This window comes from Streptomyces sp. 15-116A (assembly GCF_025290915.1).
Lineage (GTDB): Bacteria > Actinomycetota > Actinomycetes > Streptomycetales > Streptomycetaceae > Streptomyces.
In genome coordinates this window covers 36,108-57,555 of the sequence record NZ_JAOCQE010000005.1, presented here as the reverse complement: position 1 = coordinate 57,555, position 21,448 = coordinate 36,108, and the positions used below count along the sequence as shown (strand labels likewise).

Genomic DNA, 21,448 nt, shown 5'->3' with positions numbered 1-21,448 from the left:
CCGCGATGGCCAGCCGTATCCCGCTGGTCCGCCGTACCAAGGCGCCCGCGCTCCCCTTGGAGGAGCGCATCAACCACCTCACCGGGCTGACCGTCGCGCCCGCAGGTGCGAGCCACCACGACCTGGTGGCCCGCGCCTGCGGGGTCCTCAACTACGCGGCGCTCATCGCCTCCGACGTCGGTCTGCCCGATCTGGCCGAGTATTTGTGCTGGCGTCAGCACCAGGTCTTCGCCAACGCCGGACGCCTCAGCGGACGGGCCGCCGTCATGTCGCTGATGCCGCTGGTCAACCTCGCCCGGCTGCAGACCCGCGCCGGCCACGGCGAACTCGCCTACAGCTTGTTGCACTGCCTCAACGACGCCGCCCGGCACCGCAACAAGACCGACATCGACGGCCGCACCGTCGACCTCTCGACCCTGACCGGCACAGACGAGGATCACCGCACTGTGTGCCAGGAGCTGTACATCACCCTGCTTGTGGACGGCGCCCGCGCCCTCGCCCAGATCGGGCGGTGGACCGAGGCCGCCGACGCCATGGCCCAGCACCGCGGCATCGGCAACCGCCTCCTCGACGGCCGCCAGATCAAGATCATGGCCCTGATGGAGCAGGGCCTGGACCAGCAGGCTCGCGACCTGATCGACACCACCCAGCTCACAGAACCCTGGGAGAAGGCCGTCGCCCTCCTCCTGCACGCGCACTGCCGGCCTGCCAAGGCCCCCGTCCCCGGAGCCGATCTCGACCGCACCGTGGAGGAAGCCGTCCAGCTCCTTGCCCATCCCGATCCGCCGACCGCCGTCTTCCAGACCCGAACGGGCCTGTCGGCTCTGGAACTGGACCACGCCGGCCTCCACCATGCCCGGATACTCGACTCCCTCCTCAGCGTCGCCCGACTCGACGCCTACGCCGCACGAGAGGCTCTGCACCACCCCGCCGCCGCACCAGCCCTGGATGACCAGGCGACGGGGGCGCTGACCGCGCTGATCGCCGCGGCCGGACTGGGAGCCGGCGCTCTGTCCGCGCACGACCACGAGGCCCTGACAGGCGCGGTCAGCAACGCCGAGCGGGAGCTGGAAAGGCTACTGCAGGCCGATTCCAACCCCGGTTAGGAGGCGGGCGACCTGCGGTGCCGAGGCGTACTGCCCACGCGGTGACGGTGTCGGCGTTTCGGCCATTTCCTGCCCGCAGCCGCTCCAAGCCAGACCAGGGATGTGGCGCCTGCGGGTTCCACGGACGCAGGCAATTACGGGCTTTCCAGCACGACCGAATGACGTGTGTTCGATATCGCAACCGCGTCGTTAGACCTCACGACTCAGCCGCAGCGACCGTCCTAGGGGGAACGATGACCTCGGCCATTACGCAGGACCAGCCGCCGCAACCGCCCAGGGGGACCGCGCCGGACGGCGAACAGCAGGATGCCGGTGTTCGAGAAGAGGAATACCTCTACCGCGACGAGTCCAGGCTCCAGGCCGGCTCCCTGCTGACCTCCCGAACCATGGCGCGGCGCCTGCCCTCGCTGGTGAGGCGCTCGATGCAGATGGCCTGGCGCGTGGACCGCGGCGCCACCATCGGCCTGTTGATGTGCCAGATCGGAACCGGCGTCCTCGCGGCCCTCGGCCTCCTGGCCGTCACGGGCACGATCACCGCGCTGGTCTCCTCGGGCGACATCACCGAGCGGCTGTGGGACGCCGCCCCGCAACTGACCGTGATCGCCACCGCCGCCGGCCTGCGCGCGCTGATGGGCATCGCCGTCGTCTGGCTCACCGGGCGTCTGCGCCCGGTGCTCGGCCGGGCGGCGGAGCTGACGATGATCGAGGCCGCGCTCGGCGCGGAACTGGCCGCCAACAACAAGCCCGGCTACAACGACGCCTACGACATCGCCGACCGCGGCGCCCAGGTCACCCCCGACCTCGTCGAAGAAGCCCAGGACGTGCTCGCAGCGACCGCCACGCTCGCGGCCGGCGCCACCGTCCTGACCGTCCTGCACCCCCTACTCCTTCCGCTGCTCTTCCTCGCGTGCCTGCCGCAGGCCGCCGCGTACGTCCGCTCCGCCCGCGTGCTCTACCTCGCCGGACTGGAGACCTCCGGGCGGCGCCGGATGCTGGGCAAGCTCCGCTGGCACATGGCCTATCAGGAGTCGAGTGAGGAGATGCGTGCCTGCCTGGCCGGCCCTTTCCTGATCGGCCGGTACCGGCGGCTGGCCGCCTCGGTCAACGACGCCGAGCGCAAGGCCGCGAACACCGGTGCCTGGATGGGGCTGGCCGGAGCCGTGGCCGGCGGGGTCGCCTCGACCGCGGTGTGGGCAGCGCTGTTGTGGCTCCTGGCCTCCGGGCGGATGAGCCTGGCGGCCGGCGGCGGCGCCGTCTTCGCCCTGCAGACCGCCACCGGCTCGGTGCGCGGCATCATCAACGGCGGGGCCCGCCTAGTGCGCACCGGCTGGTACGTACAGGACTGGCAGCGGTTTCTCGACAACGCACACGGGCAGGCCATGGCCGACTCCCGCGGCACCACTCCCGTGACCGCAGTACCGGAGCGCTTCGAGGTCCGTGACGTCACCTACCGCTACGACGGCGCCCCGAAGGACAGCCTGAGCGACGTCTCCCTGCATGTGAAGCGCGGGGAGATCGTGGCGCTGGTCGGGGAGAACGGCTCCGGCAAGACGACCCTCTCGCGCCTGCTGTGCGGGTTGCTGCTGCCCACCGAGGGCGACGTGGCCTGGGACCACGCCTCCACCGCGGACCTGGACCCGTGGGGATCGTGGGAGCACGTCGCGCTGGTGCCGCAGAAATTCACCTACCTGCCGCTGACGATGCGCGACAACATCACCTTCGGGCAGGGCGACACCAGCGACGCCGCCCTGCTCGCCGCGTGCGAGGCGTCCGGCGCCGCAGAGATGCTTCCCAGGCTCCGCTCGGGCCTGAACACCCTCCTGACCAGCGAGTGGTTCGGAGGACAGCAACTCTCCGGCGGGCAGTGGCAGCGCCTGGTCCTCACCCGCGCATTCCATCGGAAGGCAGCGCTGCTGGTGATGGACGAACCCACGGCCGCCCTCGACGCCCGCGCCGAGCACCGGATCTTCGCCGGCCTGCGCGAACTGGCCAAGGACCGCGCCATCCTGCTGATCACGCACCGCCTCACCAACGTGGCCGTCGCCGACCGGATCGTGGTCCTGGACGAAGGGCGGATCGTCCAGGAGGGCACCTACGCACAACTTACGCAGCAGCCGGGGCTGTTCCGGTCCCTGTGGGAGCTGCAGCGCCGGATGAGCGGCGACGCCCCTTGATCACCGGGCCGCGCCGGGCCACCGGTCCGCCGGATAGAGGCACCAGCCCGTTCCCGCTACTCCCTCCGCCCCACGTCCCTCTGAGGTAGTCCCCATGTCGTTGTCGCACCAGCACATCCGCACCACCGTCGATACCTACCTCGCTCGCCACCCTCACGAGCGCGAGCAGCTCAGCGTCCTCCTGGACGCCCTCGACCGGCCTGGCGAGGACATCGCCAGCCGCTCGACCTTCACCGGGCACGTCACCTGCGGCGCGATCCTCGTCGACCAGCTCGGCCGCGTCCTGCACGTGCTGCACCTGGCCAGCGGGAAGGTCCTCGCCCCCGGCGGACACACCGAGCCCACCGACGACTCCCTGGCAGCGGCGGCTCTGCGTGAACTGCACGAGGAGACCGGGATCCCGGCTCGGGCCGTCACTCCGTGGCCGGGCTACGAGATCGTGCCGCTGGACATCGACATCCACGACATCGACGCCCATCCGGGCAAGGGCGAGCCCGGACACCAGCACTTCGACCTCCGATTCCTCTTCCGTCTGCAGACGACCGAGGTGCAGGTCGTGCCGCAGGAAGAGGAGGTCAGCGGCATCGAGTGGCGTCCCGTGGACCGGGTGACCTCCCCGACACTGCGCGAGAAGCTGCTCAAACTGCCGCTCCAGGTCGAACCGGAGACAGCCAACGCCTCGGCCCTGATCTACAACGACCGCGGCGAGTACCTGCTCCATCTCCGCGACTACTTCCCCGGTCAGATCTGGGAGCCGGGCATGTGGTCCCTGCTCGGCGGCGGCCGAGAGCCCCGGGACGCCACCCTGGAACACACCGTGCGGCGCGAACTGGCCGAGGAAGCCGGCCTCGATCTCGCCGACCTGTCCCCGTTCGCCACCGAGTACGCCTCCCACGGCGACGGCACGACCGTACCCATCGCCATCTACGCTGGCCGCTGGAACGGCGACCCACGCGAACTCCACCTGACCGAAGGAGTAATGCTCGCCTGGTTCGCCCCCGACGACCTTCACCGCCTGCGCATCGCGGACACGACCAGCGACCTCGTACGGCGCCACGCCGCCAGCTTCCCGGCGGCGCAGAGCGGGCCCGAGCCCGAGGACCAGCGTCTGGCTTCGCCTCACGGCACGGTCCCCCACATCATCGGCGTCCACCTCTACCTGGAACGCCCCGATGGGACGGTGCTGCTCGGGCTGCGCCACCCCGACTCCGCGTTCGCGCCGTCCACCTGGCACGTCCTGGCCGGCCACTGCGAGCAGGAGAACTCCATCGACTGCCTGATCAGGGAGGCGAGGGAGGAAGCCGGGCTGCACATCGAGCGCCAGGACGTGGAACTCGTCCACGTCGTCCACCACATCGGTCAGCCCAGGAACCCGCCCCGCATGGGCCTGTTCTTCCGCGTCCGTACCTGGAGTGGCGAGCCGGTGCTGCGCGAGCCGGACAAGTGCACCCAGTGGAAGTTCTGGGACCCCGCCGCCCTTCCCGATGACCTCGTCCCCTACACCCGACTGGCCATCGAGAAGATCCAGAACGGCGAGCTGTACAGCGAGACGGGCTGGCCCGCATGACCAGCGCATCCAGTCGCGTGCCCACTGCGACAGCGACCGGGCGTCCAGACACCCGGCTCGTGGTGCTCCGCGGCAACTCGGCGTCCGGCAAGTCCAGCGTGGCCCAGGGCCTGCGAGATCACTACGGCCGCGGTATCGCGATCGTGGGCCAGGATGTGATCCGCCGGAACGTGCTCAGGGAACACGACACCGCGCGCGGCGCCAACATCGCCTTGCTGAGCACGATCGCCCGCGCCGCCCTCGACGCCGGCTTCCACGTCGTCCTCGAAGGGATCCTGTACGCCGACCGCTACGGCCACATGATCACCTCTCTGGTACGAGATCACCGCGGCGTCTCCAGCTGCTACTACCTGGACGTACCGCTGGAAGCGACGTTGGTACGGCACGCGTCGAAGGCGGATGCCGCCTACCTGACGCAGGTCACCGACGCCCATCTCACCTCCTGGTACCGCAAGCTGGACCTGCTGCCCGGCGGTCTGGAAACCGTGATCCCAGCCGACAGCACGCTGCGCGACACCGTCGCCCGGGTCGTACGCGAGACCGGTCTGACCGCTGCCGCCCCCGCCTCGCCGCCTCAGCGCAATCCGTCACAGGGAGACTCGGTCATTCCTCCGGTGTTGATGTCCGATCCGCAGGTCGCGGCGATCCCCGTGCGCGAGTGCGGAGAGCCGCTCGTCGACGTGCGCGACCACGACTTCCGCGTCGACCCCCGCAAGCAAGACCCGCTGGGGGCGTTCGCCCACGTCCGTGAAGGCATCCTGGCCCGGTTGAAGCACGCCCGCTCGCTCCTGCCCGCCGGCACCGACCTGCTGTTCATCGAGGGCTACCGGCCACTGGCCCTCCAGCAGCGCTACTTCACTGATTACCGTGCGGAGCTGGCCGCAGCTCACCCAGACTGGACACCTGAGCAGCTGCACCAGGCCGCCAGCCGGTACGTGTCGCCGCCGGAGATCGCGCCTCACTCCGCGGGCGCGGCCGTGGACGTGACCCTCGTCGACCAGGACGGCCACGAACTCGACCTCGGCACCCGCATCAACGCCTCCCCCGAGGAGAGCGATGGCACCTGCTACACACACGCCGTGAACCTCAGCGCCCAGGCGCGCCACCACCGCACCCTGCTGCTCACCGCCATGGAGGGCGCAGGTTTCACGAATTACGGGACCGAGTTCTGGCACTTCTCGGCAGCAGACCGGTACGACGCCCTGATGCGGCAGGAGCCGCACGCGCGCTACGGACCGGTCGAACTGCCGTAGCTCGCCCGTGGACTCATCCACGTCGCGCCCAACGACCGCAGCGGACGGAAAGCATCGAACACGGAGGCACGTATGCCTGACGACACCCAGCAAGCCATCCCAGCCGTCCCGAGCCCGGCGGCCGGAGACGAAACGCCCGAGCATCACATGCACCTGCTCGGGCCGTACTACCGGCAGGTGGAGGCGGGGCGCAAGACGATCGAAGTGAGGGTGGCCACCCCGAATAGGCGCGGCATCAGCGTCGGCGAGACAGTCGTCTTCCACGACCGGGACACAGACCGGGAACTCGACGTCATCGTGCAGCGGATCACCCCCTATCCCTTCTTCGATGACCTGCTCCGCTCGGAGGACACCTCACGTATCAACCCGGACGGGTCGTCCGATGAGCTGCTCGCCGACCTCCGCGGCATCTACCCGCCGGCCAAGGAAGCCCTCGGCGTTCTCGCCCTCGCATTCGACCACCGCCCTGCCCGGCCGGGCCGCCCCCTTCCGATGAAACCCGAGGAGTACGCGCAGACCATCCCCCATCACACGGTGTACGGCTGCCTGTACATCCGCGATGAGCATGACCGTCCTGTCCAGCTCCGCTCGGTCTACGGCTCGAGACTCTGGCAGTTCCCCGGCGGCAACCTAGACGCCCTGAGCGAAGACCCGCTGCAGACCGCCCGACGGGAGACAGTCGAGGAGACCGGACTCGAACTCGCCCTCAACACGCCGCCCCTGCTGCTGACGCACTTCCTTCACGCCGGACCACGCCAGCCGCTGAACAAGGTGGGGTTCATCTTCGACGGAGGCCAGCTGACCGCCGACCAACTCGACCGGTTCCGCCTCGACCCCGCGGAACACGACATGTGGGCCGTCCACGACCTCTCGACGTGGCAGGAGCTGATGGCCCCGCGCGCCTTCGCCCGCCTCGACGCCGTCGAACAAGCCCGACGCGGCGAGGGCCCCGCCTACCTGATCACACACACCTGACCCCTTGAACACCCGCCCACCAGGAGGCAACCATGCCCGCCGAGGACACCAACACCCGGGCCTGGCAGATCTACGGCCAGCGCCAACTCGCTCGGGCCTTCACCCCGCCCGTCCCCGACCGGCTCAGCTGGACGCCCTGGGAAGGCACCGGACCAGGAGCGGAAGTCCTCGGTGACGTCACCGGCCGCCGCGTCCTGGACATCGGCTCCGGAGCCGGCCACCACGCCGTCCACCTCGCCCAAGCACACGGAGCGCATGTCACCGGCATCGAGCTGTCCCCGACCCAACACGAACGCGCCGTCAGCACCCACACGGACCTGAACGGCGTAGAGTTCGTCCAAGCAGACGTGGTCGAGTACCTGGCCGAAACCGAATCGTTCGACGCCGCGTACGCGATCGGGACGCTCGCCTTCATCGACCCGCACCGCTCACTGCCTGCACTGCGCAATGGCCTGCGCCCCGGCGCCCCGCTGATCCTTTCGCTTCTGCACACCGATCTGCACGGCCACGGTCCATCCACGGCAGTGGCGCCGCGCGAGCAGATGATCCTGCTGCGCGACGGCCCGCCGCTGCCGACGCAGATGTGGGTCCTGTCACCGCAGCTGTGGGAGGGCCTGCTCACGGAGTACGGCTTCCGCGTCGAAGCCATCGATCTTTTCCCGCACCCTGACGAGAACGCCACGGTCATCCAGCAGCTCATCCGCGCCCGGCGCCTTCCCGATCGGCCGACGCGCGTCTCCAGCCGACCCCGCTCGACAGCCTCAACCGGCTAGGGCATCGCGCAGTTCCCTGACGACGGGTCCGCGATGGGAACGGTCTGGGATGCAGCGGTACAGGTCCTCTGTCCGCTGGTGTACGAGTCCGGCCGTATCGGGCGCGATCGATAGGATGGCCGGGCTCGACCGCCGGCCCGGCGGCAGGCCCACTCCTCTTGGAGGACCCTGCAGTGAGCCAGCCCCGTTCCACCCGAGCGGCGGTGTTCTCTGCCGGGTCTTGGCCAGGCGGACCAGGTCGGCGATCGGGGTGTCGGCGGGCAGGCTGGACAGCCAGTACTCGGTGGGCGCCTCGGCGTCTTCGGGCCACTCGATCAGTAGCCAGCAGTCGGGCAGGATGCCGTCCCACCAGCCCTGTTCGGCCGAGGCGGCGGCCCGGATCGGACGCTCGCCGGCTTTGCCGGCGGGACGGACGCCCAGGGCGGCGAAGCGGGAACGTAACGCGCCGCGTAAGCCCTGCCGCCAGGTGAGGGAGATGAACGCTTCCTGGCCCGCTGGTCCTTACGCGACACCGGCGCGAACACATCAGCCACGCACACCGCGAACTTCGCCCGGACACGGTTCACTTCATGTGCATCCATCCACCCAACATGCCCCGGAACAGGCCGAACCCGAAGATCTAACGGAGTCCCATTAGTCAGCTCTCAGTGTCTCGACCCCAGCGAGCCGCAACTGACTCTGCGGGTGTAACGGCCATCAAGCGGCAGGACGGGAGTTCCATAGGGGTGAAGGCAAGGAAGCGGACGGTGAATTCTTTTCCGCCTTGCCGCGCCAGGTAGAGGCGCCGCGGCCGGTGAGACGCGGGATGGGTGATGCTGGGTAGGTTCGGAGCGTCCCACAGTTTCCGGGCAGTTGCGTCGCTGCGCACGGTATCGATGACGGCTTGAAGACGTTCGTCGGTGTGGTATTGCTCGGCGTGGAAACGGAGTTGGGCGATCATAGGTAGTGCCCACTCGTCCTGCCAGTCGATGAGTTGTGTACGGGCTTCGGGCCAGGTGAGCACCCATTCCATAACGTTGAGGCCGTACATCATCCACGGGAAAATATCCAGCGTCTTGGCGTTGTAGGCCAGGATGTCCCACCGATGGTCGCTGAGATAGAACGCCCAGGTCTGGGTGTTCTCGACGAGTTCGCGGACCGCGTCAGGAAGCAGGCCGGTCAGCGGGCTGATGGGCGCTTCGGTTGGGGTCTGCCCTCGGGTGATGCGGTAGACGACATGCCATTCCTCTGCGGTCAGGTCAAGGATGCGTCGGACAGCCTGCAGGAGGGTGTCGCTGTAGTTCGCCGGCCGCCCGGATTCCAAGGCGTTGTACCAGCGACGGCTCACGCCGGCCAGCTTCGCCGTCTCTTCCTGTGTGATTCCGGGAGCGGACCTTTCTCCGAATGCCGCCGTGAATCCGGGAATGTCCGATGTGTCACGGCGCGAGCGGGCTTGCCGCAAAATATGGGTGATGATCGACTGCCCTGCCACATCGGCCTTCATAACGTTCCAATAACTGTCTAGGTTGAGGTCCAGATCACATTTCCGGTTCGCACGACACTACCCGAGCAACCTGATCTTCGAGTCAATCGATGCTGCATTTCGGGAAGTTGACGATACTCATCATGTCCGAATGAGGGACCGGAGGCGCGTCTGACCGGAGGAATGGGAACTGTCAGTTCTCACCATCAGGATAAGCACATGCCGCGTGCCCCCGAGGCCCTCGTGATGCCGCCTTAAGGTCACCAACATCACCGCCGGTGCAATACTCGTACGGCGGAATCAGCTCGCTGACCGGTTTAAGGATCTTGATGTCGCGCTCCGTTTTTGTTATTGGTGGGAACCGTGGAATCGGTCATGCCACCGTCCGCGCATTCCTCAAGCGCGGTGACACCGTCGCCTTCACCTACCGCACGGGTGGGCCCGCACCCGATCTCGTCCTGGACGGTGCCATGGCAGTGGAGTGCGACATCACCGACCCCGAGCAGGTTGAACTGGCCTTCAAGGAGGTCGAGGCCGACCAGGGGCCGGTCGAGGTCCTGGTGGCCAACGCCGGCATCACCCGCGACAGGCTGCTGCTGCGGATGTCGGAAGAGGACTTCGCCACCGTGGTGGAGACGAACCTCACCGCCTCCTATCGGCTGGCCAAGCGGGCTACGCGGAGCATGCTGAAGGCCAAGTGCGGCGGCCGGATCGTCCTCGTGTCCTCCGCCGTCGCGCTGAAGGGCGAAGCCGGGCAGACCAATTACGCGGCTTCCAAGGCGGGCCTGATCGGCTTCGGCCGCTCGCTGGCGCGGGAGCTCGGCTCTCGCCAGATCACCGTCAACATCGTCACACCGGGCCTGACCGACACCGACATGGCTGCGGCACTCTCCGAGGAACGCGTTCAGGAGATCCTCCGCGATGTTCCGCTGGGCCGTATCGGCAACCCGAACGAAATAGCCGCGACCATCTCCTTCCTGGCCAGCGAGGAAGCCGCCTACATCACCGGCGCAGTGGTGCCGGTCGACGGCGGCACCTCCATGGGGCGTTGATCTTGTCTCGAGTGCGAGGCGCGATGGGGTGGCCGAAACTTCACGGCGGCCGGGCCCAGTCTTCGGGCACCGGCGAGCCGACACGTTCAGGCGGCCGGGCAGGCTGCCGGCGTACGCTGCGACAGGAATGTCAGGACCTGCTGGAGCAGATGCCGGTGCCGCAGCCGTTCACGTTGGACGGTCTGATCGCGGGCATTGAGGCCGAGCGCGGCCGACGCATCAAACTGGTCGCCATCCCCGACCGCCTGCTGGCTCATACCGACGTGTGTGGCCTGTGGCTCCAACTGGGCGCCGCTCCGGTCGACTTGATTCTCTACGTGGAAGGCACCACGGCCTTCCATCGGATGAGGATCATCCTCCACGAGCTCGCCCACCTGTGGTGCGACGACGTGAGCGAAGCCGGCATCGAGCAACTTGCCCGGCTCCTGTCGGACTGCCCTCCCGACGTCGTGGACCGCCTCACGCAGCGCGGCCGGGTCATGGCCCGCCACCGCTACGACTCCCCGGTCGAGAGGCGGGCCGAGATGCTGGCCGATCTGCTGCACCACGAGGCGTACAACACCGACTACATCGAGGACCCCGTGCTCCGGCATCTCGACGAGGACCTGTCCCGTCTGAACTTCATCCCCCGCTCCCGCACCTTCCGGAAGAACCGTGTCCGTCTCTGATGCGTTCGTCGCCTTGATCATCGGGCTCCTGCTGCTGCAGGCTGCCGTGCGGTCGCCGGCTGTGCTGCGCGGTCGGAACCGCCAGCGCAGCCTGTGGGGTGCCTTCGCCGCATTTGCTCTCGCGTGGTGGCTGCGCACCGACACCGGCCGCGCCGTGATCGACACACTGGGCGTCAACGACTTGCCTACCCTGCTCAAACACACCTTGGCCATCGCCGGGATCTGCGGGCTGCTGACCTACGTCACCGACGTCTACCAGGACGAGGACGCAACTGCCCGCCACATCAAGATCACCTCCGTGGTGCAGCGCACCGCCGCACGCGCCTCGCTTGCGACTGTGCTGTGCCTGGCCGCTGTATTCTTCCTCGCCCTCGACCGCTCGAAAACCGGAGTCGACAACCCGTACTTCATGGGCCGACACGTCGGAGAGCCGACGCTGGTCGTGTACCTCGGCCTGTTCAACGCCTACACCGCCGCGGCCGCCGCGGTGTGCGCCTACCAGTGGGGCCGGGCCACCCGCCTCGCCCGCCGCCGCAGCCTGCGTACCGGCTTGATGTTGATGGCCATCGGCATGACCATGATGGTCCTGTACGCCGTTCTGCGTACCGTCTACCTTGCGGCGATCACCCTCGTCCCGGCCACCGCCACGGCCGGCGCCGCCCAGGAGCACGTCACCGACACCGTGCTGTATGCCGGGTTCCTGCTGTGGCTGCTCGGCTCCATCACCCCCGCCACCCACGCGCTTGGCGCCCGGGCCCGCGCCCTGAAGTCCGTCATCGGACTTCACTACCTGTGGCGCGACCTGGTCCTGGGTATCGATGGCATCGCCCTGCACCAGCCGAGCAGGCTCCTGGGCGGACACCGCGCCGCCTCGCTTATCAACACGGTGCGCGACATCGTCTCCCACGACGCCAGCCCGCAGATCCGCCTCGGCCGCTACGTCACCGAGATCCGCGATGCCACCCACGAACTGCGCCGCCGTGCTCCGGCCGACCTTTTCCAGCGTGCCCACCGGCTCGCCGAAGCTGAGGGTCACACCGCCACGGATGCCGACGCCGCTGCTGAGGCGTACTGGCTGAAGGCAGCGCTCACCACGGTGAATGCCCCCGCCGGCGCACCCGCCGCCTTCCACACCGCCGGCGACGACTTCGCCTCCGAAGTGGCATGGCTCTTGCGGGTCGCCCGCGCGTACCGCGCGGCCTCCCCCCACACCGGAGCGATCATGGATGCCCTGGCTCCCGTCCCCCTCCACAGCGCAAGGTGATAACCATGAGTGCTCTGACTGCATCGGCCGCCGCTCTGTTCTTCAACCAAAACGGCGAGGTCCTCATTGTCAACCCTACGTACAAGGACCATTGGAACCTGCCCGGCGGCGCCGTCGACATCGACCAGGGCGAAAATCCGTACGACGCTGCCGTCCGCGAGGTCCGCGAAGAGCTCGGTATCACCCCGCCCATCGGACGTCTGCTGGTTCACGCGTGGCTCACCGTCCCGGACAAGGGCGCGCAGGTGCTCTACGTCTTCGACGGCGGTGTTCTCAACCACGACACCCAGGCGGCGATCACGTTGCAGGCCAGCGAGCTGAGTGAGTACCGGTTCTGTCCGCCCCACGGTATGGAGGATGGTCTGATCCCGCCGCATCTGGCCGACGTGTGGCAGCAGGCATTGATCGCACACGTTGAGGGCCGGATCACGTACGTCCCCGTGCGTCTGTGACCAGCTGGCGCAGCCGCGCCAACACACGTCGGTCGGGCAGCCCAGCAACGCTGTCAGAACGTCTGCGGGTTTATCCAGGGGTGGGATGATCGCGGTGAGCGAGAGCTTCCGAGCGGGCCTTGGCGACCTCCTTGTTGATGAACGCCAGCAGCTCCGCCGACAGTCCCTCTTCCTCGCCGCCGCGGGCAGCGATCGCGGCAACCTGGCTCTTGAGGACCAGCGTCTCCGCGATGACCCGCTGAACGCCGGCATCGCCGGACCGGAAGATGAGCGGCGTGGTGTCCAGAGCCTCCGCGAGCGCGCCGAGAATCTCGTCGGACGCGTCCGTCGCGGCGCCCGTTCGCAGGCCGCGCACCAGATCTTCCGTCAGAACCTGGGCACCCGTCCTGTCGTTCCCGCGGGCAGCGATCTCGGCATCAGACAACCGCGCCAGCGACTGCTCCAGCAGATACGTGATCTTTCCGCCGAGGGTGGCCGGCAGCGTAGTTCCCTCACCCGACCCGGGATTGGCGGGTTCCGGCTCGTCCGGCTCCGGCACGTCACGCCCGAAGGAGCGCTCCTGCGCCCGTCGCAGCGCCGCCACGCTCACCCCGTAGGCATCGGCGAGCGGCTGCTCGTACTCCTGCGCCAGCCTTCGCTGCCCGTTCTCCGCGGCAGCAACCGGCCCCTGGGTCCTGGTGTTGGTCAGCTCCCGGGTCGCGACCTGGGAGTAGCCGGCATCGGCGCGCAGATCCGCAAGATCGGGACGCCCCTCCCGCGGGAAGAGCCCATCCAGCTCCCGCTTCACCGCCTCCGCCAGCCGTGGCAGCTTCTCCGGGTCCGGCCTCGACCGCCCCGTTTCCCAGGCACTAACGCGGACAGCGCTCACCCCCACGGCGCGCGCGACATCGCTCTGCCTCAAACCTTCCTCGCGGCGTGCGAGCAGCAGGCGCTGGGCGTCGAACCGGCGGGGCGGCATGCAGCACATCCTTCCTGGTCCGATGAGGCAAGCGTTATGTTCCTGCCGCTTGATCGACAGATCAAACAAGGATAGTTTCGTTCCATCGATCAGGGTGACTTGTCAGCTTACCTCTGAGCCGTTGTGGCGCGCACTCAGGCGAAACGCTTCTGCGCGCCTCACGCCGAGGGTCACCGCATGTCCCACCTGGTCCGCTACCGCAAGTACGTCGACCTGGACGACTTCTACAGAGTTTAAGAACCAAGTCTGGATCTTGACGCAGGGTCGTGCGTATGTTCGTCGTCCCCCGGGCAGCCCGCCCGGCATGACAACCACGAGGAGCCACAGCATGCACGTACTTCGGACCTCGTAAGCCGGCATACAGCGACGGCGCCCGAGAGCGGCAACTCTCGGACGCCGAACGCCTCACGGCTGGACCGCCCCGGCAAGGGCGGAAGTCGCCACCATCACCACGCTGATCCCTTCCACGGGGCGTCTCAGCGTGGCAACACAGAAGGAGATTCTTGCATGCGCTCCGCCCTGCGCAAAAGGCTCGACGGACCGGCCTGCGCGGCAGCTAGCTCCGCCTCGGCGCCTCAGCGCCCCGAGCCGGACCGCACCATCCTGGCCCCAGCGAGTCGCTGCTCCCGCCCGCTTCTCACGAGCGGCCGATGAGCAGCGAAGCCCGCGAGTGGGTGTGGGAGCACAGCTCCAGCCGAGGGGCCGCACGTCTGGTCCTGCTGTCGATCGCCGACCGGGTGGCCGACGATCAGTGCATCTCCTGGGCCTCGCTGTCCAGCCTGGCCAAGCGCACGAACGCCTCGGTCTCCACGGTGCGCGAAGCCGTCGAGCGCCTGCTCCTGGCCGGCGAGCTGGAACAGCTCGACGACCTGGTGGGCCCGCAGCGCAGCACGGTCTACCGCCTGCCTCTCGCCGCCGAAGCGGTCGCCCAGGCGCTGAGAGAGCAGCGGGAGGAAGCGGGCGACCCGGCGGTGCCGGACGAGCCCGCTGACCCGGCGAAGCTCCGGCTGTCGGCCCTGCGCCGGTACGGCATCCGCCCGCGTGAGGTGCCGGAATCCCCCACGAGGGTCCGGAAACCGGCAGTACCGGAAACCGGCAGGCCCAGGCGGAAACCGGCACAGCGGCGTACCGGCCACCGGCACAGCGATGTACCGGCCACCGGCACACAGAACCGTAGTGAACCTGATTTGAACCGGAGGTACAGCAGTGGTGGTGCTGCCGTCCTCCCGGCTGCCGAGTGGCAGGTCGACTCCGCCACCCACACCTGGGCCCGCCAGCAGGGACACCTCGACCGCCTCGGCGAGCAGGGCCTGCAGGCCGCCGACGCGAAGTGGCGTGCACACCGGGCAGGACATGCTCCGAGGCCAGCGGAAGCCTGGGCTGCCGACTGGCGAGCCTGGGTCACCCGGGAGCACGCCCCCAGTCGCCCGAACCTCTACGCCGTGCCCGGCCAGCACACCGCCGCGCCCGGTGGCATGACGCGGGCCGAGAAGCACACCGCCGCCCTTCTCGCCGCTCTGGACGAGCCGACCGGAACGGAGGGCTGACCGTGGACCGCCGCGAGATCGCCGCCCTGCTGGCCTACATCGGCCGACTCGACCCCCGCAGCATCCGCACCGACGAGGGCGAGGCCCGCGACCAGTTGGCCCAGTGGCACGAGCTGCTCGGCGACGTGCCGATGGCCACCCCGCACGGCTGGGACGCCCGCGCCGCCGCCCGCCAGCACTACCGCGCCTCGCCATACCAGATCCAGCCCGCGGACGTGGTCCGCCCCTGGGAGAGCTACCGGCGCAACCGCCTGGCCCTCCACTGGGACCCCACACCGTCCGCGGACCCGGATGACCAGGCCGCCTGGACCGCAGAGCTGGTCGGCACCCGCCACGCCGTCGCCGCCGGCACAGCGCAGCCCGCGTATGCCCCGGCCATCACCAGCAGCCAGGAGGGAATCAACCCGAGGCTGCAGGCTCGGCTGGACCAGATCGGCTCCTGCATACCGCCCGCCGCCCGAGCCGCTCTCGCACCGTTCCGGCCCGCCCGGGCAGCACGCGAAGCCGCCGTCGCACAGGGGCTGCCCGATGCCCTGAGCGTGCGATGCGAGTGGTGCTTGGCCCCGGTCGGCGAGCCGTGCCGGCGCCGCCGGATCGGCCCCAACGACGGGGTACGCGCCATCACGCCGCGCGCCACCCCGCACCCCGGCCGTGTGGATCTCGCCGCCCATCAGGCCCAGCACGCCGAGCAGGCCCAGCAGCCCGCCCTGGCCTGACCGGCGCCTCCGGCGCGTGCATCCCGTCTGCTGCACCGCCGCAACCTCACCGTCCCGCACCGGCTGCGGCGCACGCCCACGCGCCGCAGCCGGCGCCCGACGCCGCACCCGCCGCGCACTGCGTTAGCCGGCCGGTGTGGCAGCACATCGGAGACTCGCCTTGCGCCACATCACCACCCACGACGCGCCGGCCACCGGCCTGCGCGGCATCGCAGACACCAGCTGGCACGTCCGCGGAGCGTGCCACGGCATGGACGTCGAGGACGCCGACGCCGTGTTCTTCCCCGGGCCCCGGGATCACGAGGAGATCGCGGAGGCGAAGGAGCTGTGCGGCTGGTGCCCCGTCCGCCGCGCGTGCCTGGGCTTCGCCCTGGAGAACGTGCTCAAGGAAGGCGTCTGGGGCGGGCTCACCGAAGCCGAGCGGCGCCCGCTGCACGACAACCTGCACCGGCGCCTGGACTACCGGCGTGTGACCGCCTTCTTCCAGGGACGCGACGTGCACCTGACGGAAGCCGAGCGGCAGGTGGCCATCGACCACGCCTACGTCCGGGGCTGGCAGCCCGACCGGCTCGCCGCCGCCCTTCAGATCAGCCACAAGCACGCCCGTGACCTGCTCCGGCAAGCGGCCAACAAGGTCTTCGACCGCGACCGCAATTACGGCGTGCCCCGCCGGAAGAAGAAGCGGAAGAAGACCTCCAAGGCCAAGGGCATCCCCGCGCCCGCAGCTCCCGGCACTCAGCAGCCGACAGGCCGCCTGGCGGCGTCGACCCCGGCGCACGCCCCTCTCGGAAAGGCAGCATGACCCACCCTGTCCTCGCCTTCGGTGCTACCTCGGACCTCCCTCTCCTCCTCGCCGCCGTCGTGCCCGCCGCCCTCGCCCTTGTGCTGACCGCCTGGGCGGTCCGGCGCCGGGGGACTCGCTCGCAGAAACGTCTCGGCGGCCCGGCGGTCAAAGTCGCCGCCGTCGCCGCCCTGGGCTGCACCGCCTACAGCGCCGACACCAGCTGGCGCTTCGCCGCCGACTACCTCGACATGGCCGGCACCGCCGAACGCGCCGGCATGTTCGCCGCCGCCGAACTCGCCCTGTTCGCCACGGCGCTGATGGCACGGCAGAACCTCGCCGTTCAAGGCGCCCCCGGCCTGCCGGGCACGCTGGTCTGGGTGATCACCACGGTGCAGGTGATCCCCGCCTACGCTGAGAGCGGCCCCATCGGCGGCACGGTCCGCGCCTTCGTCGGACCGGTCATGGCGGCGATGCTGTGGCACCTGGCCATGGGCATCGAACTGCGCCTGCGCACCCCGGGTGCAGCCTCGCACGGACTGCTCGCCGTCCTGGGCCGGGAGGCACGCGAGCGGCTGCTGTCCCGCCTGGGCATTGCCGCGCGGGACCGGGACGCCGCGCAGATCACCCGGGACCGGGCCACCGCCCGTGCGGTCACCCTCGCCGCCCGCCTCGCCGAGCGCACACCCGAGCAGCAGCAGAGCCGTCGCGGCCGGCGACTGACGCGACGCCTGTCGAAGGCGGTCGGCAGGGCTTCGGTCGGCACCGACCCTCTCCAGCGGGCGCAGCTGCTCGACCAGCTCGCCGCCCGGCGACACGCGCTGGCGCTCGCCACGGTCCCGCTCCCTTCTCCCTGGTCCCCGGCGCACAGCAGCGCATCGGCGGCCACGGTCCCCGCACAACCGACATCCAATGTGACGGTCCCCGCCCCCGGTCCCGACGAGCCGGTCCGGGACCGAGGACCGAGGTCTCCTCGGGGATCCGTCCCCGAGAAGGCGGACCCGGAAGCCGAGGTCGGCGCAAGGACCAAGGGCGACGCAACGGGGACGGCCGCGGGAACCAAGCCCTCTGAAGACGGTGCGGTCTCGGGGACCGAACTCGCCGGACCGGAAGCCGCAGCGCGGGACGCAGCGGCCGTGAGGACCGACCACAGCACGCGTGAAGTAGCAGCTCAGGACCCGGATTCTCATCGGGGACCAGGCAACACGAAGACGGGGACCGAGGCCACCGAGGACCGAGGACCGACTGCCCCACAGTCCGGGACCGAGACCACCCAGGACCGAGGACCGACTGCCCCACAGTCCGGGACCGAGACCACCCAGGACCGAGGACCGACTGCCCCACAGTCCGGGACCGAGACCACCCAGGACCGAGGACCGACCGCCCCACAGTCCGGGACCGAGACCACCCAGGACCGAGGACACAAGGTCCCTCGCCGGAAGCCGACCAGGACGTCCCGGACGAAGAACAAGGACAAGCGTGCCCGGTCCCGCTCTCCGCAGACGGAGCGCCAGGCACGCGAGCTGGGTGAGTCCGAGCGCCAGCTGGTCCGAGAGGTGCGCCCCCATGTTCCCGCCCTGCTCGAACGGGACGGGAACGGTGCGATCACCCGGGTACAGCTGCGCGAAATCATCCGCCGCCAGGGCCTGACGGGTGTCGGTAACGACCGACTCGGCCTGGTCCTCCAGGAGCTGCGGAACGAGGACATGACGACGACGAGGAGTGCCGCCCGATGAAGACCTGCCACCAGTTCAAGACGGTCCGCTCGGAGTACGAGCGAGAGATCGGATTCATGCTCGCTCACTCCGAGCGGCATGCGGGCAGGCCGGCGGCGAAGTCCAGTGCGAAGCAGGCAGCCTCGGCGAAACAGCGGATGGCCCGCGCGCTCAACAGTCACGTCGGCCGCTGCCCCGAGTGCGGCTGAGCTGGCAAAACCCCCACTCAGGGCCCGTATCCGCAAAGGTGGCCCGGCTCAAGCCGGGCCGCCGCCCCTCTTAGGAGGTGCGCCATGATTCCTTGTCCCCCTCGCTTTTCCGGGCCCACCACCGCCGAAGCCGATGCCTGGGCAGACGTCCTCGTCCGCCGACAACTCCTCCACGCCGTCGTCCTCACGCCGACCGGACAGTGGCTCGTCCAGGACCGTCCCAACAAACCGGTCCGCGTCCTTGCCAGCCCCGCCGATGTCCTCGCGCTGGCCGCAACCATCCAGCAACGCACCCGCTCTACGAGGCCCGAATCCCAATGACGAACGCACCCAAGACCGGTACCACCCCGGAACGTGATCCCGACTCCAACTCGGTCTCGGGGCGAGCAAGTTATCGCAAGAGCATTGCTCCCGAGGGGAGCAATGCTCTTGCGTTCCCCGCCCCTGGAGTGGCGGGAGCGGAACGGCACCGGGGGGCGCCGATCCGTGAGGATGCGACCGAGGGCGGCTCGCATCCCGAGGGGCAGGACCAGCACGCCTGCCACAGTGCGCACTGCACGCACACCGCCCCTTCAAAGCCGCATGTGCAACAGCGTGAGCGCCTGCGCGACGAGAACAAGCGCATGCGCCAGCCCAGCTGCCGCATGAACGACGACGAGTACCAACTCCTAGCTCGTGCAGCCGCCGTGTGCCACATGAGCGTCGCCAGTTTCCTCGCCCACGCCGCTCTCAAAGCCGCCCACGATCTCGACCGTACGGCGGCGGAAATCGCCGCCCAACGAGAAGTCCACAACGAGCTCTTCGCTGTGCGCCGGCACCTCGGCCACATCGGCAACAACGTCAACCAGGTAGCTAAGGCCGCCAACTCCGGTGCCGACGTCCCCTACGCCGAAGCCGTACTCGGCGCCGTCCAGCGCGCCACCCAGCGCGTGGACGCCTTCATCCAGCACTACCTCGACACCGAAAGGCGAACCGGTTGATCCCTCGCGTCCACAAGCGTGGCTCGAACACGTTTGGCCTGCTCATCTACCTCTACGGCAAAGGGACTCATGAGGAGCACGTCGATCCGCATCTCGTGGCGGCATGGGACAGCTTCGCTCCCGACCCCGGTCGCGATCCTCAAGCTACGAAGAGACAGTTGCAGCAGCTCCTGGACCAGCCCGTCCAGACGCTCGCGGAGTCGCGCCGCCCGGCCAAGCACGTCTGGCACCTATCCGTCCGGGCCGCACCCGACGACCTGGTTCTCTCCGACGAGCAATGGGGGGAGATCGCCCGACGCATGGTCGCCGCGACCGGCATCGCTCCGGCCGCCGACGAGGCGGGATGCCGCTGGGCAGCCGTGCGCCACGCCGACGACCACATCCACATCATCGCCACGCTCGTCCGCGAAGACGGCCGGCGCCCCCGACTCAACAACGACGCCAAGCGATCCCAGGCCGAAGCCCGCCTGATCGAAACCGAGTACGGGCTCAAGCAGCTCAGCACCGGGGACGGGACCGCAGCACAACGACCGACCAGCGCCGAGCGCCACAAGGCCCAGCGCCAGGGCCGCGAGCGCACCGCCCGCGAGGAACTGCGGGAATCCGTGCGGCGTGCGGTGGCCGGCGCGAGAAGCGACGAGGAGTTCTTCGACCGCCTCGCCGCCGCCGGCCTGCTGATCCGCAAGCGCGCCGCGCCCTCCGGTGACCTGCTCGGATACAAGGTCGCCCTGCCCGACGACCTGAACAAGGACGGCGAACCGGTGTTCTACCCCGGCGCGCGCCTCGCTCCCGACCTGTCCTTGCCTCGCATCCGCGAGCGGTGGTCCGGTGATGCGCAGGATGTCCCTGCGGCCCGGCGGGACGAAGCGATTCGTACGGGGCCGGGCAGTCCGGCCTCCGCGCGCCGCGGCACGGCATCGGCCGTGTGGCAGGCCGTGCTCGTCGGCGACCACGGCGAGGACGGGGTCGCCGCCGCCCACATCGCCGCGGTCGGCGAGGTCCTGGACGCCCTCGCGAAGACGTCCGCCGCTCACACCCGCCGCGAACTGCACGACGCCGCAACGGCCTTCGAACGGGCCTCGCGCTCTCACGTCCGCGCCGTACGCGGGCACGATCGAGCCCTGCGACAGGCCGCCCGCGACCTCGTCCAGGGCGGCCCGGCCCTCGGCCGCGGTGAGGACGGAGCCACCACGGCGATGGCGATCGACATGCTGTTCTTCCTGATCACCGCCACCGCGCACTGGCACGCCCGGAAGGGCCACGCCCAGCAGGCCGAGGCCGCCACCCGAGCCGCCGAACACCTGCGCACCGCTTACCAGGCCGCCTCGGCCCAGCCGCTCGGTGTGCTATACCAGCGCGGCCGACGTCTGAGCCGGCCGATGCTCCAGCGGCAGACCGCGCTGCTGCGCGAGGCGCTCCCGGAACTGGCCGAGCAGATCCTCGCCGAACCCGGCTGGTACGCCCTGGCCGCGACCATCACGGAAGCCGAAGCCGCCGGCCACAACCCGGCCGCCCTCCTGCCCGACGTTGCCGCTCGGCGCGAACTGGGCACCGCGGACTCCATCAGCGACGTGCTCGTATGGCGGATGCGACGGACAGCCGACCTGCCCGCCGATGCCTCCCAGCTTCCCGAGACCAGCACCGCAGCGAACCGGTCCGCGACGCGCAGGGCGACGACCAGGCCCTCCACGCCCGGCAGGCGGCGCAGCGGAGAGGAGTCACCGCGTCAGGCCCGATAAGTACACCAGACGGCACGCAGGCTCCCCGGATCGCCGCTGTGCCGTACCGAGACATGC

Annotated in this window: 19 protein-coding genes; 17 read left to right on the top strand and 2 right to left on the bottom strand. The window is 69.5% G+C overall.

Annotation, left to right across the window (positions count from 1 at the left end; translation table 11 throughout):
- Window positions 1-5: 5 nt before the first annotated feature.
- The 6 genes from N4P33_RS02070 (at window position 6) to N4P33_RS02045 (ending at window position 7,848) form a co-directional block, all read left to right on the top strand.
- The gene (locus N4P33_RS02070; RefSeq protein WP_260824393.1) at window positions 6-1,106 is read left to right on the top strand and encodes a hypothetical protein; all 1,101 of its coding nucleotides are present in this window, start codon (window positions 6-8) and stop codon (window positions 1,104-1,106) included.
- Between the two features lie 233 nt (window positions 1,107-1,339).
- A complete protein-coding gene (locus N4P33_RS02065) occupies window positions 1,340-3,280 on the top strand; it encodes an ABC transporter ATP-binding protein (protein ID WP_260824392.1) in 1,941 nt (646 codons plus the stop codon).
- Between the two features lie 94 nt (window positions 3,281-3,374).
- Window positions 3,375-4,847 carry an NUDIX domain-containing protein gene (locus N4P33_RS02060; RefSeq protein WP_260824391.1) on the top strand — a complete coding sequence of 491 codons (1,473 nt, stop codon included), beginning with the start codon at window positions 3,375-3,377 and terminating at the stop codon, window positions 4,845-4,847.
- Window positions 4,848-4,864: 17 nt separating this feature from the next.
- Window positions 4,865-6,100, top strand: coding sequence for a M15 family metallopeptidase (locus N4P33_RS02055; RefSeq protein WP_260824390.1), 1,236 nt, complete (start codon window positions 4,865-4,867; stop codon window positions 6,098-6,100).
- Window positions 6,101-6,172: 72 nt separating this feature from the next.
- Window positions 6,173-7,075 carry an NUDIX domain-containing protein gene (locus N4P33_RS02050; RefSeq protein WP_260824389.1) on the top strand — a complete coding sequence of 301 codons (903 nt, stop codon included), beginning with the start codon at window positions 6,173-6,175 and terminating at the stop codon, window positions 7,073-7,075.
- Between the two features lie 32 nt (window positions 7,076-7,107).
- Window positions 7,108-7,848, top strand: a complete 741-nt coding sequence (locus tag N4P33_RS02045) for a bifunctional 2-polyprenyl-6-hydroxyphenol methylase/3-demethylubiquinol 3-O-methyltransferase UbiG (protein ID WP_260824388.1) — start codon at window positions 7,108-7,110, stop codon at window positions 7,846-7,848.
- 637 nt (window positions 7,849-8,485) lie between these two features.
- Here N4P33_RS02045 and N4P33_RS02040 read toward each other — a convergent pair.
- The gene (locus N4P33_RS02040) at window positions 8,486-9,331 is read right to left on the bottom strand and encodes a helix-turn-helix transcriptional regulator (RefSeq protein WP_260824387.1); all 846 of its coding nucleotides are present in this window, start codon (window positions 9,329-9,331) and stop codon (window positions 8,486-8,488) included.
- Between the two features lie 308 nt (window positions 9,332-9,639).
- On the opposite strand from N4P33_RS02040, the gene fabG reads away from it, so the two are divergent.
- The 4 genes from fabG to N4P33_RS02020 all read left to right on the top strand — a co-directional run bounded on the left by fabG (window position 9,640) and on the right by N4P33_RS02020 (window position 12,746).
- Window positions 9,640-10,362 carry a 3-oxoacyl-ACP reductase FabG gene (gene fabG / locus N4P33_RS02035; RefSeq protein ID WP_260824416.1) on the top strand — a complete coding sequence of 241 codons (723 nt, stop codon included), beginning with the start codon at window positions 9,640-9,642 and terminating at the stop codon, window positions 10,360-10,362.
- A gap of 149 nt (window positions 10,363-10,511) precedes the next feature.
- Window positions 10,512-11,030 carry a hypothetical protein gene (locus N4P33_RS02030; RefSeq protein ID WP_260824386.1) on the top strand — a complete coding sequence of 173 codons (519 nt, stop codon included), beginning with the start codon at window positions 10,512-10,514 and terminating at the stop codon, window positions 11,028-11,030.
- A complete protein-coding gene (locus N4P33_RS02025; RefSeq protein WP_260824385.1) occupies window positions 11,017-12,294 on the top strand; it encodes an MAB_1171c family putative transporter in 1,278 nt (425 codons plus the stop codon). The genes N4P33_RS02030 and N4P33_RS02025 overlap by 14 nt, the downstream gene beginning before the upstream one ends.
- Before the next feature lie 5 nt (window positions 12,295-12,299).
- On the top strand, window positions 12,300-12,746 hold the full coding sequence (locus tag N4P33_RS02020; protein WP_260824384.1) for an NUDIX hydrolase: 447 nt from the start codon (window positions 12,300-12,302) through the stop codon (window positions 12,744-12,746).
- Between the two features lie 70 nt (window positions 12,747-12,816).
- Here the strand turns inward: N4P33_RS02020 and N4P33_RS02015 are convergent, their stop codons facing one another.
- Window positions 12,817-13,704: a helix-turn-helix transcriptional regulator gene (locus tag N4P33_RS02015; RefSeq protein WP_260824383.1), complete on the bottom strand. Its 888-nt coding sequence runs from the start codon at window positions 13,702-13,704 to the stop codon at window positions 12,817-12,819.
- A 650-nt stretch (window positions 13,705-14,354) separates the two neighbouring features.
- Between N4P33_RS02015 and N4P33_RS02010 the strand changes: the two genes are divergently transcribed.
- The 7 genes from N4P33_RS02010 to N4P33_RS01975 all read left to right on the top strand — a co-directional run bounded on the left by N4P33_RS02010 (window position 14,355) and on the right by N4P33_RS01975 (window position 21,391).
- On the top strand, window positions 14,355-15,251 hold the full coding sequence (locus N4P33_RS02010) for a helix-turn-helix domain-containing protein (protein ID WP_260824382.1): 897 nt from the start codon (window positions 14,355-14,357) through the stop codon (window positions 15,249-15,251).
- A 2-nt stretch (window positions 15,252-15,253) separates the two neighbouring features.
- Entirely contained in the window at window positions 15,254-15,967 is a 714-nt protein-coding gene (locus N4P33_RS02005; protein WP_260824381.1) for a hypothetical protein, read from the top strand.
- 160 nt (window positions 15,968-16,127) lie between these two features.
- Window positions 16,128-16,769, top strand: a complete 642-nt coding sequence (locus N4P33_RS02000) for a WhiB family transcriptional regulator (RefSeq protein ID WP_260824380.1) — start codon at window positions 16,128-16,130, stop codon at window positions 16,767-16,769.
- A complete protein-coding gene (locus N4P33_RS01995; protein ID WP_260824379.1) occupies window positions 16,766-18,484 on the top strand; it encodes a hypothetical protein in 1,719 nt (572 codons plus the stop codon). The genes N4P33_RS02000 and N4P33_RS01995 overlap by 4 nt, the downstream gene beginning before the upstream one ends.
- Window positions 18,481-18,672 carry a hypothetical protein gene (locus tag N4P33_RS01990; RefSeq protein WP_076683664.1) on the top strand — a complete coding sequence of 64 codons (192 nt, stop codon included), beginning with the start codon at window positions 18,481-18,483 and terminating at the stop codon, window positions 18,670-18,672. Before N4P33_RS01995 ends, N4P33_RS01990 begins: the two co-directional genes overlap by 4 nt.
- 584 nt (window positions 18,673-19,256) lie before the next feature.
- Window positions 19,257-19,652 carry a plasmid mobilization protein gene (locus tag N4P33_RS01980; RefSeq protein WP_061446781.1) on the top strand — a complete coding sequence of 132 codons (396 nt, stop codon included), beginning with the start codon at window positions 19,257-19,259 and terminating at the stop codon, window positions 19,650-19,652.
- Window positions 19,649-21,391, top strand: coding sequence for a relaxase/mobilization nuclease domain-containing protein (locus tag N4P33_RS01975; RefSeq protein WP_260824377.1), 1,743 nt, complete (start codon window positions 19,649-19,651; stop codon window positions 21,389-21,391). Before N4P33_RS01980 ends, N4P33_RS01975 begins: the two co-directional genes overlap by 4 nt.
- The last annotated feature ends 57 nt before the right edge of the window (window positions 21,392-21,448 follow it).